This is a genomic window from Aeromicrobium flavum, assembly GCF_007992115.1.
GTDB classification, from domain to species: domain Bacteria; phylum Actinomycetota; class Actinomycetes; order Propionibacteriales; family Nocardioidaceae; genus Aeromicrobium; species Aeromicrobium flavum.
Window position 1 is genome coordinate 30,803 of record NZ_BJZQ01000014.1, and the last position, 16,508, is coordinate 47,310.

General features: G+C 70.7%; 19 protein-coding genes. 17 read left to right on the forward strand and 2 right to left on the reverse strand.

The features are described 5' to 3' along the window. Positions 1-36: 36 nt before the first annotated feature. From AFL01nite_RS12165 to AFL01nite_RS12185, 5 genes are all read left to right on the forward strand, one after another. Positions 37-1,359, forward strand: coding sequence for a homoserine dehydrogenase (locus tag AFL01nite_RS12165; protein WP_281285736.1), 1,323 nt, complete (start codon positions 37-39; stop codon positions 1,357-1,359). Next, the gene (gene thrC / locus AFL01nite_RS12170) at positions 1,359-2,423 is read left to right on the forward strand and encodes a threonine synthase (protein ID WP_146827959.1); all 1,065 of its coding nucleotides are present in this window, start codon (positions 1,359-1,361) and stop codon (positions 2,421-2,423) included. Before AFL01nite_RS12165 ends, thrC begins: the two co-directional genes overlap by 1 nt. Then, a complete protein-coding gene (gene thrB / locus AFL01nite_RS12175; RefSeq protein ID WP_146827960.1) occupies positions 2,420-3,298 on the forward strand; it encodes a homoserine kinase in 879 nt (292 codons plus the stop codon). The genes thrC and thrB overlap by 4 nt, the downstream gene beginning before the upstream one ends. A gap of 152 nt (positions 3,299-3,450) precedes the next feature. Further along, positions 3,451-5,403, forward strand: a complete 1,953-nt coding sequence (gene rho, locus AFL01nite_RS12180; protein ID WP_146827961.1) for a transcription termination factor Rho — start codon at positions 3,451-3,453, stop codon at positions 5,401-5,403. Between the two features lie 94 nt (positions 5,404-5,497). Then, positions 5,498-5,980 (forward strand): glutathione peroxidase, encoded by a 483-nt coding sequence (locus AFL01nite_RS12185; RefSeq protein WP_146827962.1) that lies wholly within the window; start codon positions 5,498-5,500, stop codon positions 5,978-5,980. A gap of 6 nt (positions 5,981-5,986) precedes the next feature. Here AFL01nite_RS12185 and AFL01nite_RS12190 read toward each other — a convergent pair whose 3' ends face one another. Then, positions 5,987-6,316 carry a hypothetical protein gene (locus AFL01nite_RS12190; RefSeq protein WP_146827963.1) on the reverse strand — a complete coding sequence of 110 codons (330 nt, stop codon included), beginning with the start codon at positions 6,314-6,316 and terminating at the stop codon, positions 5,987-5,989. Between the two features lie 155 nt (positions 6,317-6,471). Between AFL01nite_RS12190 and rpmE the strand changes: the two genes are divergently transcribed. The 3 genes from rpmE to prmC all read left to right on the forward strand — a co-directional run bounded on the left by rpmE (position 6,472) and on the right by prmC (position 8,664). Next, positions 6,472-6,678, forward strand: coding sequence for a 50S ribosomal protein L31 (rpmE, locus tag AFL01nite_RS12195; protein ID WP_146827964.1), 207 nt, complete (start codon positions 6,472-6,474; stop codon positions 6,676-6,678). A gap of 79 nt (positions 6,679-6,757) precedes the next feature. Continuing rightward, entirely contained in the window at positions 6,758-7,822 is a 1,065-nt protein-coding gene (prfA, locus tag AFL01nite_RS12200; RefSeq protein WP_146827965.1) for a peptide chain release factor 1, read from the forward strand. Beyond that, positions 7,819-8,664 (forward strand): peptide chain release factor N(5)-glutamine methyltransferase, encoded by an 846-nt coding sequence (gene prmC / locus AFL01nite_RS12205; RefSeq protein ID WP_146827966.1) that lies wholly within the window; start codon positions 7,819-7,821, stop codon positions 8,662-8,664. Before prfA ends, prmC begins: the two co-directional genes overlap by 4 nt. Before the next feature lie 158 nt (positions 8,665-8,822). On the opposite strand, the gene AFL01nite_RS12210 is transcribed toward prmC, so the two are convergent. Next, positions 8,823-9,692, reverse strand: coding sequence for a DMT family transporter (locus tag AFL01nite_RS12210; RefSeq protein ID WP_146827967.1), 870 nt, complete (start codon positions 9,690-9,692; stop codon positions 8,823-8,825). A gap of 124 nt (positions 9,693-9,816) precedes the next feature. On the opposite strand from AFL01nite_RS12210, the gene AFL01nite_RS12215 reads away from it, so the two are divergent. From AFL01nite_RS12215 to atpA, 9 genes are all read left to right on the forward strand, one after another. Next, a complete protein-coding gene (locus tag AFL01nite_RS12215) occupies positions 9,817-10,470 on the forward strand; it encodes an L-threonylcarbamoyladenylate synthase (RefSeq protein ID WP_146827968.1) in 654 nt (217 codons plus the stop codon). Continuing rightward, positions 10,463-11,587 carry an MraY family glycosyltransferase gene (locus tag AFL01nite_RS12220; RefSeq protein WP_146828018.1) on the forward strand — a complete coding sequence of 375 codons (1,125 nt, stop codon included), beginning with the start codon at positions 10,463-10,465 and terminating at the stop codon, positions 11,585-11,587. Before AFL01nite_RS12215 ends, AFL01nite_RS12220 begins: the two co-directional genes overlap by 8 nt. Next, positions 11,584-12,015 (forward strand): Cg1360 family ATP-synthase-associated protein, encoded by a 432-nt coding sequence (locus AFL01nite_RS12225; protein ID WP_146827969.1) that lies wholly within the window; start codon positions 11,584-11,586, stop codon positions 12,013-12,015. The genes AFL01nite_RS12220 and AFL01nite_RS12225 overlap by 4 nt, the downstream gene beginning before the upstream one ends. A 91-nt stretch (positions 12,016-12,106) precedes the next feature. Continuing rightward, positions 12,107-12,298 carry a hypothetical protein gene (locus tag AFL01nite_RS12230; RefSeq protein ID WP_146827970.1) on the forward strand — a complete coding sequence of 64 codons (192 nt, stop codon included), beginning with the start codon at positions 12,107-12,109 and terminating at the stop codon, positions 12,296-12,298. 73 nt (positions 12,299-12,371) lie between these two features. Continuing rightward, complete coding sequence (gene atpB, locus AFL01nite_RS12235) at positions 12,372-13,178, forward strand: F0F1 ATP synthase subunit A (protein ID WP_146827971.1); 807 nt, start codon at positions 12,372-12,374, stop codon at positions 13,176-13,178. Between the two features lie 76 nt (positions 13,179-13,254). Further along, positions 13,255-13,458 carry an ATP synthase F0 subunit C gene (atpE, locus tag AFL01nite_RS12240; protein ID WP_146827972.1) on the forward strand — a complete coding sequence of 68 codons (204 nt, stop codon included), beginning with the start codon at positions 13,255-13,257 and terminating at the stop codon, positions 13,456-13,458. A gap of 19 nt (positions 13,459-13,477) precedes the next feature. Then, complete coding sequence (locus tag AFL01nite_RS12245; RefSeq protein WP_146827973.1) at positions 13,478-14,020, forward strand: F0F1 ATP synthase subunit B; 543 nt, start codon at positions 13,478-13,480, stop codon at positions 14,018-14,020. Further along, a complete protein-coding gene (locus AFL01nite_RS12250) occupies positions 14,020-14,823 on the forward strand; it encodes a F0F1 ATP synthase subunit delta (protein WP_146827974.1) in 804 nt (267 codons plus the stop codon). Before AFL01nite_RS12245 ends, AFL01nite_RS12250 begins: the two co-directional genes overlap by 1 nt. Before the next feature lie 39 nt (positions 14,824-14,862). Then, complete coding sequence (gene atpA, locus AFL01nite_RS12255; RefSeq protein WP_146827975.1) at positions 14,863-16,506, forward strand: F0F1 ATP synthase subunit alpha; 1,644 nt, start codon at positions 14,863-14,865, stop codon at positions 16,504-16,506. Positions 16,507-16,508 lie beyond the last annotated feature (2 nt).

Here is a 16,508-nt window from a genome sequence, read left to right on the forward strand (position 1 = left end):
GGGCCGGGGGAGTCCGGCGGCCGATAGGCTGACCCGGTGACCACGCCCTCGCCCGAGGCTCCCGCGGGAGTCCGTCCGATCCGCATCGCAATGCTCGGCTGCGGTGTCGTCGGCACCGAGGTCGCCCGCTTCCTCGTGCGCGACGCCGAGGAACTCGGCCGTCGCGTGGGTGCGCCCGTCGAGCTCGTCGGCATCGCCGTCCGCCGCCTCGAGCGCACGCGCGACCTCGACCTACCCGCCGACCTGTTCACGACCGACGCCCTCGGCCTGGTGTCGCGCGGCGACCTCGACGTCGTCATCGAGGTCATCGGCGGCATCGAGCCGGCCCGCGAGCTCATCCTCGCCGCGCTCGAGAACGGCGCGTCGGTCGTCACGGCCAACAAGGCCCTGCTCGCCGAGGACGGCGACACGCTCTACGAGGCCGCGGTCAAGGCCGAGCGCGACCTCTACTACGAGGCCGCCGTGGCCGGCGCCATCCCGATCGTCCGCCCGCTGCGCGAGTCGCTCGCCGGCGACCGGGTCGAGCGCGTGCTGGGCATCGTCAACGGCACCACCAACTTCGTCCTCGACGCCATGACCACCACCGGGGCCAGCTTCGACGAGGCCCTCGAGGACGCTCAGCGCCTCGGGTTCGCCGAGGCCGATCCCACCGCCGACGTCGAGGGCTTCGACGCTGCCGCGAAGGCCGCGATCCTGGCCGGGCTGGCGTTCCACACCCGCGTCACGATCGGCGACGTCCACCGCGAGGGGATCACCGAGGTCACCGCGGCCGACGTCCGGTCGGCCAGCGAGATGGGCTGCGTCGTCAAGCTGCTCGCGATCTGCGAGATCAACCAGGACGGCACGGCCGTGTCCGCGCGCGTGCACCCGGCGATGATCCCCGACTCCCACCCGCTGGCGAGCGTCCGCGGCGCCTACAACGCCGTCTTCGTCGAGAGCGAGGCCGCCGGCCAGCTCATGTTCTACGGCCCGGGCGCCGGCGGCTCGCCGACGGCCAGCGCCGTCCTGGGCGACGTCGTCACCGTGGCCCGCCACCGCGTCGACGGGGTCTTCGGCCCCGGCGAGACCGCGCATGCCCAGGTCGAGGTGCTGCCGATCGGCCGCGCCCGCACCCGCTACCACGTCGCGATCGACGTCGACGACCGTCCGGGCGTCCTGTCCGCGGTGGCGCAGGCGTTCGCGGTCCACGACGTCTCGATCAAGACGGTCCGCCAGGAGGGCCGCGGCGACGACGCCCAGCTCGTCGTCGTCACCCACGAGGCCGAGGATGCCGCCCTGGCAGCCACCGTCGGACAGCTCCGTGAGCTGGACATGGTGCGCGGGGTGTCGTCGGTCATGCGAGTCGAAGGAGTGTCGTGATGGCCAGCCCGTGGCGTGGAGTCATCCAGGAGTACCGGGACCGCATCCCGCTCGAGCCGGGCGCGACCGTCGTGTCGCTCGGCGAGGGTGGCACCCCGTTGATCCACTCGTCCTGGCTGTCCGGGATCGTGGGCGGCGACGTCTGGGTCAAGGTCGAGGGCGACAACCCCACCGGCTCCTTCAAGGACCGGGGGATGACCACGGCGATCTCCGCGGCGGTCGCCGAGGGTGCCAAGGCCGTCGTGTGCGCCTCGACCGGCAACACCTCGGCGTCGATGACGGCGTACGCGGCCCGCGCGGGCCTGACGCCCATCGTGCTCGTCCCGCAGGGCAAGATCGCCGCGGGCAAGATGGCCCAGGCCGTCATGCACGGCGGCGACATCATCCAGGTGCGCGGCAACTTCGACGACTGCCTGAACATGTCGCGCGGCCTCGCCAAGGAGTACCCGGTCGCCCTGGTCAACTCGGTCAACCCGATGCGCCTGGAGGGCCAGAAGACCGCCGCGTTCGAGATCGTCGACGTCCTCGGTCGCGCTCCCGACGTCCACGTGCTCCCGGTCGGCAACGCCGGCAACATCAGCGCGTACTGGAAGGGCTTCGTCGAGTACCACGAGTCGGGCGACGCCTCGTCGCGCCCGCAGATGTGGGGCTTCCAGGCCGCCGGTGCCGCGCCGCTCGTGCGCGGCGAGGTCGTGCCCGACCCCGAGACGATCGCCACGGCCATCCGCATCGGCAACCCGGCCTCGTGGACCCTCGCCGAGAACGCGCGCGACGAGTCCGGCGGCCGCATCGATGCCGTCACCGACGAGCAGATCCTGCACGCCCAGCGAGAGCTCGGCCGGCACGAGGGCATCTTCGTCGAGCCGGCCTCCGCTGCCGGTGTCGCGGGCCTCCTCGCGGCCGTCGCGGCGGGCGAGGTGCCGACGGGGCTGACGATCACGATCACCGTCACGGGCCACGGCCTCAAGGACATCGACACGCCGCTGTCGCAGATCGGCTCCATCGTCGACACCGTCGTCGACGCGGACGTCCACGCCGCGGCCGAGGCCGCCGGCCTCGCATGACGTTCGTCGACGGGCCCGTCACCGTCCGGGTGCCGGCCACCAGTGCCAACCTCGGGCCCGGCTTCGACTCGCTCGGCCTCGCGCTGACCTGGTACGACGAGGTCACGGCCGAGGTCACGGGCTCGGGACTCGTCTTCGACATCGAGGGCGAGGGCGCCGACGAGGTGCCCCGCGACGAGACGCACCTGCTGTACCGCGCGATGGACGCCGCGTTCGACCTGCTGGCCGAGCGGCCCGCCGGGCTGCGCCTGACCTGCCGCAACACGATCCCGCACGGCCGCGGCCTGGGCTCCTCGGCCGCCGTGATCGCCGCGGGCGTGGTCCTGGCCCGGGCGCTCGTCGTCGGCGGTGACGACCGCATGGACGACCGCACCATGTTCGGCCTCGCGACCGATCTCGAGGGCCATCCCGACAACGTCGCGCCGGCCCTGTTCGGCGGCTTCACGATCTCGTGGGTCGACGGTGCGGCGGCCGAGACGCTGCGCCTGGACGTCGAGTCCGACCTCACCGTCTTCGTGCCGCCCGAGCCGGTGGCCACCTCGCTGGCCCGCGGGCTGCTGCCCGCGACGGTGCCGCACGCCGACGCCTCGTTCAACGCGGGCCGGGCGGCGCTGCTGGTCGCGGCCCTGACGACCGCACCCGAGCGGCTGATCTCGGCCACCGAGGACCGGCTGCACCAGACCTACCGTGCCGAGGCGATGCCCGACTCCTACAAGCTCGTGCGTCAGCTGCGCGTCGAGGGCGTGCCGGCGGTCGTGTCCGGAGCCGGTCCGACGGTGCTCGCGTTCGCGGGTGGGCTGGAGGCCTGGACCCCCCGCGGATGGCTGCATCGCGAACTGCGCGTGTCGCCCCGCGGTGCTGACATCGTGCCGTGACTGCGTGCTAGGCTGACGAGGTCGGAGTCGAGTTTCTCTCCCCGGCACCATGCCACTTCTGAGCCCGTCGGATACGGGCGATCCTGAACGCGACGTCGGCAATCCCGACCAGTGCGGAACCAGGAAACGTGGCCTCCCGATAAGGACAACGTGTGACGGAATCAACCACGGTCGATCCCACTCCCGCGGACGGCGCCGACCAGGCCCCCGCGAAGGCTCCCCGCAAGTCCGGGGGTGCGCTGGGCGGAAAGGTGATCGCCGAGCTCCAGGAGATCGCCGCCGGCCTCGGCATCGAGGGCGCCGCCAAGATGCGCAAGGGCCAGCTGATCGACGCGATCAAGACCGCGCGTGGCGAGTCCAAGCCCGCCGAGGCGCCCCGCGCCAGCCAGGACACCCTGCCCGAGGCGCCGGCCGAGGCGCCCGCGCCGGTCGAGGCGTCCGCCCCCAAGGCCCGCAAGCGCCCGGCCCGCGCCAGTCGCGCCGCCGGCGCCCCCAAGTCCACCGCTCCGGTCGAGAAGGTCGAGCAGGCCGAGGTCGAGGCCCCGCAGGCTCCCGCCGCGTCCGAGTCGTCCGACCAGGGCGAGCCGCGTCGCGAGCGCACGCCGAAGCAGGACGACAAGGGTCAGAGCGACCGCTCGCAGGACGAGAAGCAGGGCGACAGGTCGCAGGGCGAGCGCCGCGAGCGCGAGTCCGGCGACCGTGAGGGCCGCAACCAGAACCGCGGCCAGGGCAACCAGGGCCGCAACCAGGAGCGTGGCCAGGGCAACCAGGACCGCACCCAGGAGCGTGGCCAGGGCAACCAGGACCGCAACCAGGACCGCAACCAGGACCGCAACCAGGGCAACCAGAACCGCACCCAGGACGAGGACGGCGGACGCCGCCGCAACCGTCGTGGTCGCAACCGCAGCACCGGCATCGGCGGCGGCCGTGGCCTCGAGGACAACCCCACCTTCACCGAGGACGACGTCCTGGTGCCGGCCGCGGGCATCCTCGACATCCACGACAACTACGCGTTCGTGCGCACCACCGGCTACCTGCCGAGCGAGAACGACGTCTACGTCTCGATGTCGCTCGTGCGCAAGCTCGGCCTGCGTCGCGGTGACGCGATCACCGGCCAGGTGCGCCAGCCCCGCGAGGGCGAGCGCAAGGAGAAGTTCAACCCGATGGTCAAGGTCGACTCGGTCAACGGGTCCGACGCCGAGGAGTCCAAGCGTCGCGTCGACTTCTCCAAGCTGACGCCGCTGTACCCCTCCGAGCGCCTGCGCCTCGAGGGCCAGGCCAGTGGCCTGACCGGTCGCGTCATCGACTTGGTCTCGCCGATCGGCAAGGGCCAGCGTGGCCTCATCGTCTCGCCGCCCAAGGCCGGCAAGACGATGGTCATGCAGCAGATCGCGAACGCCATCACCGAGAACAACCCCGAGTGCCACCTGATGATCGTCCTGGTGGACGAGCGTCCGGAGGAGGTCACCGACTTCCAGCGCACCGTCAAGGGCGAGGTCATCGCGTCCACGTTCGACCGCCCGGCGTCCGACCACACCACCGTGGCCGAGCTGGCGATCGAGCGCGCCAAGCGGCTGGTCGAGCTGGGTCACGACGTCGTCGTGCTGCTCGACGGCATCACGCGCCTGGGCCGTGCCTACAACCTGGCGGCTCCGGCGTCCGGCCGGATCATGTCCGGCGGTGTCGACTCCTCGGCGCTGTACCCGCCCAAGAAGTTCTTCGGCGCGGCGCGCAACATCGAGGACGGCGGCTCGCTGACCATCCTGGCCACCGCGCTGATCGAGACCGGCTCGCGCATGGACGAGGTGATCTTCGAGGAGTTCAAGGGCACCGGCAACTGGGAGCTGCGCCTGCGTCGCGAGTTCGCCGACAAGCGCATCTTCCCCGCGATCGACGTCGACGCCTCGAGCACGCGCCGTGAGGAGCTGCTCATGGCCCGCGACGAGCTCGCCATCGTGTGGAAGCTGCGCCGGCTGCTCTCGGGCCTCGACGGCCAGCAGGGCCTCGAGCTCATCCTGGGCAAGCTCAAGAAGACGCAGAACAACGTCGAGTTCCTCATGGAGATCAACAAGACGATGCCCGGCGGCGCCAACGACGGCAGCTGACGCACCGCCTGCACGAACCACGACCGGCCCGGCCCCGACAGGGGACCGGGCCGGTCGCGTTCGCTCGGTCGGGACTCCCGGGTAGCCTCGCCGCATGACCACCGCCTGGGACTTCACCGCCACGACCATCGACGGCCTCGACCAGCACCTGGCCGACTACCGCGGCAAGGTGGCGCTCGTCGTCAACACCGCCTCCCAGTGCGGCTTCACGCCCCAGTACGGGCCCCTGCAGGAGCTCTACGACACCTACGCCGAGCGCGGCTTCGTGGTGCTGGGCTTCCCGTGCGACCAGTTCGGTGGCCAAGAGCCCGGCGCCGAGGACGAGATCGCCACGTTCTGCGAGTCGCAGTTCGGCGTCCAGTTCCCGATGTTCTCGAAGGTCGACGTCAACGGGTCGGGCGCGCACCCGCTGTTCCAGTGGCTCAAGAGCGAGAAGAAGGGCATCCTCGGGGGCGCCATCAAGTGGAACTTCACCAAGTTCCTCGTCGACCCCGACGGCAACGTGGTGAAGCGCTACGGCTCCACGACCAGCCCGAAGGACATCGCCGCCGACATCGAGGCGCTGCTTCCGGGCTGAGCCGGCTCAGGCGTCGGGGTCGCGGCGGCGGCGGCCGACGCGCTTCGACTCGTCCTCGCCGGACAGGATCGGCGAGCGCCGCGGCACGGGGCGCTGCACGTTGCGTAGCGTCGAGTCCTCCTCGGTCACGACGCGTCGCGCGTTGGCGGCCCCGACGAACGCCACGACGGTGAGGATGATCCACACCAGCGCCGCGACGAGGCCGATCGCGGCGATCACGGTGATCGCGCGGTTGGCTCCGTACTCCGTGGCGATCCAGGCAGCCGCAGCGCCGAGCACCACGAGCATCGCCAACGTGACGGCGATGGTCTTGATCCTGCTGCTCTTGTCCACCATGTGGGTCATAGTAGGCGGTCGCACGGTCCGAGGGGGAGCGGGGAACATCGCGAACCCGATTTGGGTTATACGAGTGCCGACTGGCACAATCGATCCTTGGTTCCGGTTCACGGTGCGCGCCCGCGTCCGACCCGGCGACCTCACGAGAGGACATCATGAAGAAGGACATCCACCCCGCGTACGTCGAGACCCAGGTGACCTGCACCTGCGGCAACTCGTTCACGACCAAGAGCACGGCCACCGAGGGCTCCCTCCGCGCCGATGTCTGCTCGGCCTGCCACCCGTTCTACACGGGCAAGCAGAAGATCCTCGACACCGGTGGCCGCGTGGCCCGGTTCGAGAAGCGCTACGGCAAGAAGTAGGACTTCTCCGGCGCCGGTCGCTCCTCCCGGAGCGGCCGGCGCCGTTGTCGTGTCCGGACCCAGCGCAGGAGGTGACGTCATGTTCGAAGCCGTCGAGTCGATGATCGACGAGCATGCGGAGTTGGAACGGCAGATGTCCGACCCGGACGTCCACGCCGATCCTCGTCGCGCCCGCGACCTGGGCCGCCGGTACGCCGAGCTGACCGCGGTCATCCGGACGTACCGCGAGTGGCAGGACGCCCGCGAGGACCTCGTGGCCGCCCAGGAGCTCCACATGGACGACGAGGCCGCCGAGCTCGAACGACGGGTCCCCGCGCTCGCCGAGCGGCTCGAGCGCATGCTGGTGCCGCGCGACCCCGCCGACGGCAAGGACGTCATCCTCGAGATCAAGGGCGGCGAGGGCGGCGAGGAGTCGGCCCTGTTCGCCGGCGACCTGCTGCGGATGTACTCGCGCTACGCCGAGCAGCACGGCTGGAAGGTCGAGGTGCTCGACGCCACCGAGACGGCGCTGGGCGGCTACAAGTCCGTCACGGCCGCGGTCAAGGCCAAGGGCACCCCCGAGCCCGGCGAGGCGCCGTACGCGCTGCTGAAGTTCGAGGGCGGTGTCCACCGCGTGCAGCGCGTCCCCGTCACCGAGTCGCAGGGCCGGATCCACACCTCGGCCGCCGGCGTGCTCGTGCTGCCCGAGGCCGAGGACGTCGACGTGCAGATCAACGACAACGACCTGCGGATCGACGTGTTCCGCTCGTCCGGACCCGGCGGTCAGAGCGTCAACACCACCGACTCCGCGGTCCGGATCACGCACCTGCCCACGGGCATCGTCGTGAGCTGCCAGAACGAGAAGTCGCAGCTGCAGAACAAGGAGCAGGCGATGCGCATCCTGCGGTCGCGGATGCTCGACGCGGCGCAGGCCGAGGCCGACGCGCAGGCGTCGGACGCCCGTCGCTCGCAGGTGCGCACGGTCGACCGCTCCGAGCGCGTCCGCACGTACAACTTCCCCGAGAACCGCATCTCCGACCACCGCACGGGGTTCAAGGCGTACAACCTCGACCAGGTGATCGACGGGGCGCTGGACGACGTCATCGGATCGCTCGTCGAGGCCGACCTGGCCGAGCGGCTCGCCGCGCTGGAGGACCGCCGGTGAGCACCCGCCGGCTGCTGGAGGACGCCGCCGCGCGGCTGGAGGAGGGCGGCGTCGGGTCCCCCCGGCACGACGCCGAGGTGCTGCTCAGCCACGTCACCGGCACGCCGCGGGCCCTGCTGACGCTCACGGCGAGGGTCGACGACGTCCAGCGCCGCACCTACCTGGAGATGATCGACGCCCGCGCCCGCCGCGTGCCCCTGCAGCACATCACCGGCTCGGCCGGGTTCCGCTACGTCGACCTCGAGGTCGGGCCGGGTGTGTTCGTGCCGCGCCCCGAGACCGAGCTGCTCGCCGGCTGGGCGATCGACGCGGCCCGCGCCGTGCTGACGGGGGAGGACCGCCCGCCGGTCGTCGTCGAGCTGTGCGCCGGCTCCGGGGCGATCTCGCTGTCGATGGTCCACGAGCTGCCGGAGTCGCGCGTGCACGCCGTCGAGCTCGACGAGGGCGCGTTCGCGTGGGCCCTGCGCAACCTCGACGGCACGGGGGTCGACCTGCGCCGCGGCGACATGGGCGACGCGTTCCCCGAGCTCGACGGCACCGTCGACGTGGTGGTGGTCAACCCGCCGTACATCCCGCTGGACGCGTGGGAGTCGGTCGCGCCCGAGGCCCGCGACCACGACCCTCAGCTGGCGCTCTGGTCCGGCGACGACGGCCTCGACGCGATGCGCGTGGTCGAGCAGGTGGCCTGGCGCCTGCTGCGCTCCGGCGGCGTGGTCGGCGCCGAGCACGCCGACGCCCAGGGGGAGTCCGCTCCGGCCGTCTTCACCCCGCGCTGGGCCGAGGTCCGCGACCACCTCGACCTCGCTGACCGCCCCCGCTTCGTCACCGCCCGCCGCCCCTGACCCGTACGCGGTTCCGGCCGGGGCGGTGAGCTGGGTCCCACGGCTCCGGCAGGGGCGGTGAGCTGAGTCCCAGGGCGGCGGCGCGCGTGGGACCAGGGTCACCGCCCCTGGGGTGCGGTCGGACCCAGCTCACCGCCTCCGACAGCGGGGAGCGGGGCTCAGGAGACGCGGACGCGGCTGCCGGCGTCGGCGATGCGGTAGAGGCCCCAGGCGATGCCGACGAGTCCGAGCGCCTGGATCGCCAGGGCGGCCGGCGAGGTCGGCAGCGACTCGTCGAACAGCAGGGAGCCGAGCAGGATCGACAGCAGCACCGAGGTCACGTTGAGCACCGGCATCGAGTGCGAGAGGCGCGACAGCTGGTAGGCGCGCTGGTTGAGCGACATCGCCAGCAGGGCGCACGCCAGCAGCACCCACGGCGACCAGGTCCCGAGGAAGCCGGGGACGCCCTCGTCGCCGATCGCGCTGCCGACCACCTTCATCAGGCAGGCGGTGATGCCGAAGAGCATGCCGGCCGTCATCCCGAGCACGAACGCGGCCACGCCACGGCGCGGCAGCTGGTTCGCCACGCGCGTCACCACCAGGGCGATGACGACGCCGGCGGCGGCGACGCCGAGCATCCAGCCCATCGGGGCGTCCCGGCCCTCGTGGCTCCGGTCCGCGAGGGACACCACGGCGATGAGCGACACGATGGTCACGGCGACGCCGGCGATCTCGTTCCAGTGCGGCAGGCGCCGCTCCAGGGAAGAGCGCACCACGACGGCGAGCACAACGCCCAGCAGGATGATCGGCTGGACGAGCGACAGCGTGCCGAGGTTGAGGGCGATCGCGTGCAGGAACCAGGCGGTCAGGCCGATCGTGCTGCCGGCGAGCCAGCGCGGGCTGCGCAGCAGCTGCAGCAGCACCAGCAGGGGATGGGTGACCGTGAGGTGCACGCGGCCGGCGGCCAGGTGCTGGAAGGACGTCGAGAAGGCGAAGCCGAGGGCGGACCCCAGGGCGAGGGCGGCCGCGAGGGTCGGCGACGAGGTCATCGCGTCACGACTGTCGAGGGGCCGACCGCAGTCGCCGGGAGGATGGGCATCCTGACGATCCTACCGACCGGCCTGCCGGTGGCCGCACGCGTGGGTGACGTCGCCGACCCCTAACCTTGGGCTCATGAGGTTCGACTGCGCGACCGAGCTCGACGCCGGCATCGAGGCCGCCGTGTCGGCCCTGCGCGACGGTGCGCTCGTCGTGCTGCCGACCGACACGGTCTACGGCATCGCGGCCGACGCGTTCGACCCCACGGCCGTCGCACGGCTGCTCGAGGCCAAGGGCCGCGGCCGCGACATGCCCCCTCCGGTCCTGATCGCCGAGCCGGCCACGCTCGACGCCCTCGTCGCCGAGCGCCCGCCGACGTGGCTGCAGGCGATGCTCGAGGACCTGTGGCCCGGACCCCTCACGGTCGTCTTCCGCGCCCAGCCGTCGCTGACGTGGGACCTGGGGGAGACGCACGGCACTGTCGCCGTGCGCGTCCCCGACGACGACCGCACGCGGGCCGTCCTGCGCAAGGCCGGACCGAGTGCCGTCAGCAGCGCCAACCTGAGCGGTCAGCCCGCCGCCGCCTCGGCGGACGAGGCCGAGTCGATGCTCGCCGACAGCGTCCGCGTCTACCTCGACGGCGGCCCCACGGCGGGTGCCACGCCCTCGACGATCCTCGACGTCACTGGCGCCGTCCCGCGGGTGCTGCGTGCCGGCGCCATCGACGTGGCGACGCTGCACCGCTACAACAACACGATCGAGCCCGCCGGCGGTGGAGCCGGTGCGTGAGTACCTCGTCGTCTTCGGCGTCGCGATCGGCGTGGCGTACCTGCTGTCGTCCCTCGCGCGGCAGAGTGCCCAGCAGCTCGGGGCGGTCGCCCAGGTGCGCGACCGCGACGTGCACGCGATCCCCACGCCGTACTTCGGCGGCCCGGCGATGCTCGGCGGGCTGGTCGCGGCGTACCTGACCGCCACCCACCTGCCGTTCCTGTCCGGCGGTGACGAGTCGCTCTTCGCCGACCTGCGGGCCGTGCTGGTCGGCGGCTTCGTGATCTGCCTCGTCGGCGTCATCGACGACCTCTTCGAGCTCGACGCCCTCAGCAAGTTCGCCGGCCAGGTGCTGGCGGGCGTCATCACCGTCGCGATGGGCCTGCACTTCGTCTACCTGCCGCTGCCCAACACGTACCTCGGCCTCGACCAGGCGCAGGCGATGATCCTCACCGTATTCCTCATCGTGGCCACGGCCAACGCGATGAACTTCGTCGACGGGCTCGACGGCCTGGCGGCGGGGATGGCCGCCATCGGCTCCATCGCGTTCTTCGTGTACGCCTTCGTCCTGGCGGTCGAGAACGGCGAGACCCGCGCGGTCGCGGCGGCCATCCTCACGATCAGCCTCGCCGGCGCGTGCCTGGGCATCCTGCCGCACAACTTCTTCCCGGCGCGGATGTTCATCGGCGACTCGGGCTCGATGCTGCTCGGCTTCGTCCTGGCGTGCTCCTCGATCAGCCTCACCGGGCAGTTCCCGGCGACGAGCCTGTCGGAGGGGATCGGCGGTGCCGACTCGAGTCTGCTCCCGGCGGCGATCCTGCCGCTCGTGCTGCCGTTCGCGGTCCTCACCGTCCCGTTCCTGGACATGGGTCTGGCGGTGCTGCGCCGCACCCGCGCGGGACGCTCGCCGTTCAGCCCCGACAAGATGCACATCCACCACCGGCTGCTCGAGATCGGCCACTCGCACCGGCGCGCCGTGCTGCTGATGTACGCCGCCGCCGCCCTCGTCGCGTTCGGCGTGGTCGCGATCGGCCTGTTCAGCGGCTGGCAGCTCTTCGTCGCCATCGCCGTGCTCACCGCCCTGGTCACGGCCGCGATCTTCCTGCTTCCCCGATTCGAATCGAAGGTGTGGTCGTGAGTCCTCGTCGCCTGACCCCGTGGGCTGCCGCCGTCACCATCGGGGCCTGTGCTCTCGTCGCGGCGCTGGTCGTGGGCTCCGAGGGCCTGCTGGGAGCGCTCGTCGGGGGAGCGATCGTCGCCATCTTCTTCGGCGCGACCCCGGCCGTGCTGGGACCCGTGGCCAAGCAGACCCCGGGGCTGTCGCTGCTGTTCGCGATGATCTTCTTCGTCACGAAGGTCGTCGCACTGCTGGTCCTGTTCGTCGTGCTCCAGGGTGCCGCCGGAGTCGACGGCGCGATCGACGCCGAGTCCGTCTCCGTCACGGTGATCGCCACGACCTTGGTCTGGCTGGCGGTCCGCGTCTTCGACTCCACCCGCGAGCGCACCCCGATGTACGACCTCCCGGACGCCTCCGCGGGCGATTCCGAGGACCCGCCGCGCCCCTGAGGCAGGCCCACGCGGCGGCCTCGAGGGGAAGTGAAAACTTTCACGACCTGCCTGCAGGCGCTGCAAAGGCCCCTGATAGATTCGGGGAGCGATGAACGACACACCCCCACCGCAGGATCCGTGGGTAGCCTTCGGTCGCGTGGCCGGTGGTGTGATCTTCTACGGGGGAGCGGGATTCCTGCTCGATCGTTGGTGGGACACGTCGTTCATGGTCGCCATCGGAGTGGTGGTGGGTGCCGCACTGGGCATCTACACCGTCTTCATGGCGCAACGCGAGAGCTGATCTGCGCGAACTGCCGACCGACGTCGGGGCCGACAGGGTTCCGACGCCACAGAAGGGTGATCGATTGTCCTCCGTGACGACCACCGTGCTGAATGCCGCCTCGGATTCCGAGGGCGGCTTCACCGCTCCCGGCCCGGCGAGCTTCGAGCTGCCGCCGGTCTTCTCGATCGGTGACTTCGACGTCACGAAGCCGATGCTGCTGCTGGCGCTCTCCGTGCCGCTGATCGTCGGCTTCTTCTGGGCCGCCTCCAAGAACAAGGCCGTCGTCCCCGGCCGCCTGCAGTTCGTCGGCGAGTACGTCTACGGCTTCGTGCGCAACGGCGTCGCCCGCGACTCGATCGGCTCGCACGACTTCCTCAAGTTCGTGCCCCTGCTCTTCGCGCTCTTCACCTTCGTCCTGGTGAACAACTACTTCAGCCTCATCCCGTTCCTGCAGTTCCCGTCGTTCTCGCGGTTTGGGTTCGTCGTGCCGCTCGCGCTGCTGGTCTGGGTCGTCTACAACGGCGTCGGCGTCGCCCGCCACGGGCTGGTGGGCTACCTCAAGCACGTCACCGTCCCCGGCGGCATCAAGGGCCCGATCCTGGCGTTGATCATCCCGCTCGAGTTCCTCTCGACGATCCTGGTCCGCCCGGCCACGCTGGCTCTTCGTCTCTTCGCCAACATGTTCGCCGGCCACCTGCTGCTGATCCTGTTCGCGACGGGCGCCGCCTACCTCATTCTCGACTCGGGCAACCCCTGGTACGCGCCGGTCGGCGTGCTGTCCTTCGTCATGGGCATCCTGGTGAGCTTCCTCGAGTTGCTGGTCCTGTTCCTGCAGGCCTACGTCTTCACCCTGCTGACCGCGATGTACATCGGCGGGGCGCTCGCTGACGAGCACTGACTCGTCAGTCACAACTCCATAACCCTCAGTTTTCGCAACCGACGGCGCCTGTGCGCCGCCAACGAAAGGAAAAGCCGTGGACGGCAACTTGAACATGATCGGTTACGGCCTGGCGGCCGTGGGCCCCGGCATCGGCATCGGCCTCATCTTCGCCGCGTACATCAACGGTGTCGCCCGCCAGCCCGAGGCCCAGAGCCGCCTCCAGTCGATCGCGATCCTCGGCTTCGCCCTGGCTGAGGCCCTGGCCATCATCGGCATCGCGCTCGCCTTCGTCCTCTGACAACGTCAGGAACTGACTGATGTACTCCACGATTCTCGCCACGGCCGCCGAAGGCGAGGAGCACAACCCGCTCATCCCGATCCTCTCCGAGGTCGTGCTGTCGCTGGTCGTCTTCGCGATCTTGTACTTCCTCGTGAGGAAGTACGTCGTCCCCAACTTCGAGAAGGCCTACGCCGAGCGCACGGCCGCGATCGAAGGCGGGATCGAGGAGGCGCAGTCGGCGCAGAAGGAAGCCCAGGCCGCCCTCGAGCAGTACACGGCGCAGCTGGCCGATGCTCGCCACGAGGCCGCCGCCATCCGCGAGGAGGCGCGCGAGCAGGGTGCGCAGATCGTCATCGAGATGCGCGAGCAGGCTCAGGCCGAGTCCGCCCGCATCGTCTCGCAGGCACAGGCGCAGATCGCTGCCGAGCGCCAGCAGGCGATCGCGCAGCTCAAGTCCGAGGTCGGTGGCATGGCCACCGAGCTCGCGGGTCGGATCGTCGGCGAGTCGCTCGCCGACACCGATGCGCAGCGTCGCTCGGTCCAGCGCTTCATGGATGAACTCGAGGGGTCGGCCAACTGATGCGCGGATCGTCTGCCAAGTCGCTCGACACGACCCTGTCCGCGGTCTCCGCGGTGCCGGGCACGTCGGCGACCCAGGTCGGCACCGAGCTGTTCGGCGCCGTCGAGGCGCTCGACGGGGCCGTCGCGGCCCGCCGGGTCCTGACCGACCCGTCGATCGACACCGAGGGCAAGCGCTCGCTCGCCGCCGGGATCTTCGGCGGCAAGGTCAGCCAGGACACCGCGTCGGTGATCGACGCCGCCGTGGGCGGTCGTTGGGCCGCCGGGCGTGACCTGACCGACGGGCTCGAGATCGCCGGTGTCGCGGCGTTCACGCGCGCAGCGGACGCTGCCGGCCAGGGCGACGTGCTCGAGAACGAGCTGTTCGAGGCAGGCCGGGTCATCCACGACTCGGACGAGCTGCGTCAGGTCGTCTCCGACAAGTCGGTTCCGGTCGCGGCGAAGACCACCTTGCTGCGGGACGTGTTCGGCGGCAAGGTCTCAGAGGCCACGCTGGCCCTGCTCACGCAGGCAGCGGTCGCGCGGACCGGCTCCTTCGAGCGGGTCCTCGACACCTTCAGTCGGCAGGTCGCGGCGCGCGAGGATCGTCTCGTCGCCGTGGCTCGCGTCGCGTACGACCTCGACCAGGCCGAGCGTGACCGGCTCACCGCGGCGCTGTCGCGGCGGTACGGCCGATCGATCCAGCTCAACACCGTGGTCGATCCGTCCGTCATCGGCGGCATCGCCGTCTCCGTGGGCGACGAGGTCGTCGACGCCACCATGTCCACCCGCCTCGAGGCCGCCCGCCGGCGCATCGCAGGCTGACCAGAACGCACCGTTCGCACAAGAAGGCAGGCACACAGCATGACTGAACTCTCGATTCGTCCGGAGGAGATCCGCGACGCGTTGCAGAAGTTCGTGTCGGACTACACCCCGACGCAGGGCGAGGCCGAAGAAGTCGGCGTCGTCGCGTCCGCGGCCGACGGCATCGCGCAGGTCGAGGGTCTTCCCTCTGCGATGGCCAACGAACTGCTCGAGTTCGACGACGGCACCCTGGGTCTGGCGTTGAACCTCGACGTCCGCCAGATCGGCGTCGTCATCCTCGGTGACTTCGCGGGTATCGAAGAGGGCCAGAAGGTCAAGCGCACCGGCGAGGTCCTCTCGGTCCCCGTCGGCGAGGGCTACCTCGGTCGCGTCATCGACCCGCTGGGCAACCCCATCGACGGTCTCGGCGAGATCACCGGCATCGAGGGCCGTCGCGCGCTCGAGCTGCAGGCGCCGAACGTGATGCAGCGCAAGAGCGTCCACGAGCCGCTCATGACCGGCCTCAAGTCGATCGACGCGCTGACGCCCGTCGGCCGCGGCCAGCGTCAGCTGATCATCGGTGACCGCCAGACCGGCAAGACCGCGATCGCGATCGACACGATCATCAACCAGAAGGAGTTCTGGGAGTCGGGCGATCCGAGCAAGCAGGTCCGCTGCATCTACGTGGGCATCGGTCAGAAGGGCTCGACCATCGCCGGCGTGCGTGGCGCGCTCGAGGCGGCCGGAGCGATGGAGTACACGACGATCGTCGCGTCCCCCGCGTCCGACTCGGCCGGCTTCAAGTACCTCGCCCCGTACACCGGCTCGGCCATCGGCCAGCACTGGATGTACCAGGGCAAGCACGTCCTGATCATCTTCGACGACCTGTCGAAGCAGGCCGAGGCGTACCGCGCCGTGTCGCTGCTGCTGCGCCGCCCGCCGGGCCGCGAGGCCTACCCGGGCGACGTGTTCTACCTGCACTCGCGGCTGCTCGAGCGTTGCGCCAAGCTCAGCGACGAGCTGGGTGCCGGCTCGATGACCGGTCTGCCGATCATCGAGACGAAGGCCAACGACGTGTCGGCCTACATCCCGACGAACGTCATCTCGATCACCGACGGTCAGATCTTCCTGCAGTCGGACCTGTTCAACGCCAACCAGCGTCCCGCGGTCGACGTCGGCATCTCGGTGTCGCGCGTCGGTGGCTCGGCGATGACCAAGGCGATGAAGGCCGTCACCGGCTCGCTGAAGGTCGAGCTGGCCCAGTACCGCGCCATGGAGGCGTTCGCGATGTTCGCGTCCGACCTCGATGCCGCGTCCAAGGCCCAGCTCGCCCGCGGTCAGCGCCTGATGGAGCTGTTCAAGCAGGCGCAGTACAACCCCTTCTCGATGGAGCAGCAGGTCGTCTCGCTGTGGGCCGCCACGACGGGCAAGCTCGACGCCGTGCCGGTCTCGGACGTCCACCGCTTCGAGGCGGAGTTCCAGGACTACGTCAAGCGCTCGCACGCCGGTGTGCTCGACGCGATCCGCGAGAGCGGCAAGTTCGAGGACTCCAGCGCCCAGGCGCTCGAGGGTGCCTACGACTCCTTCCTCGACCAGTTCGAGACCGGCGACGGTGAGTCGATCAAGGCCGGGCACGAGGAGTTCGACGCACTCGCCGACGAAGAGGTCGAGCAGGAGCAGATCGTCCGACAGAAGCGAGGCTGACG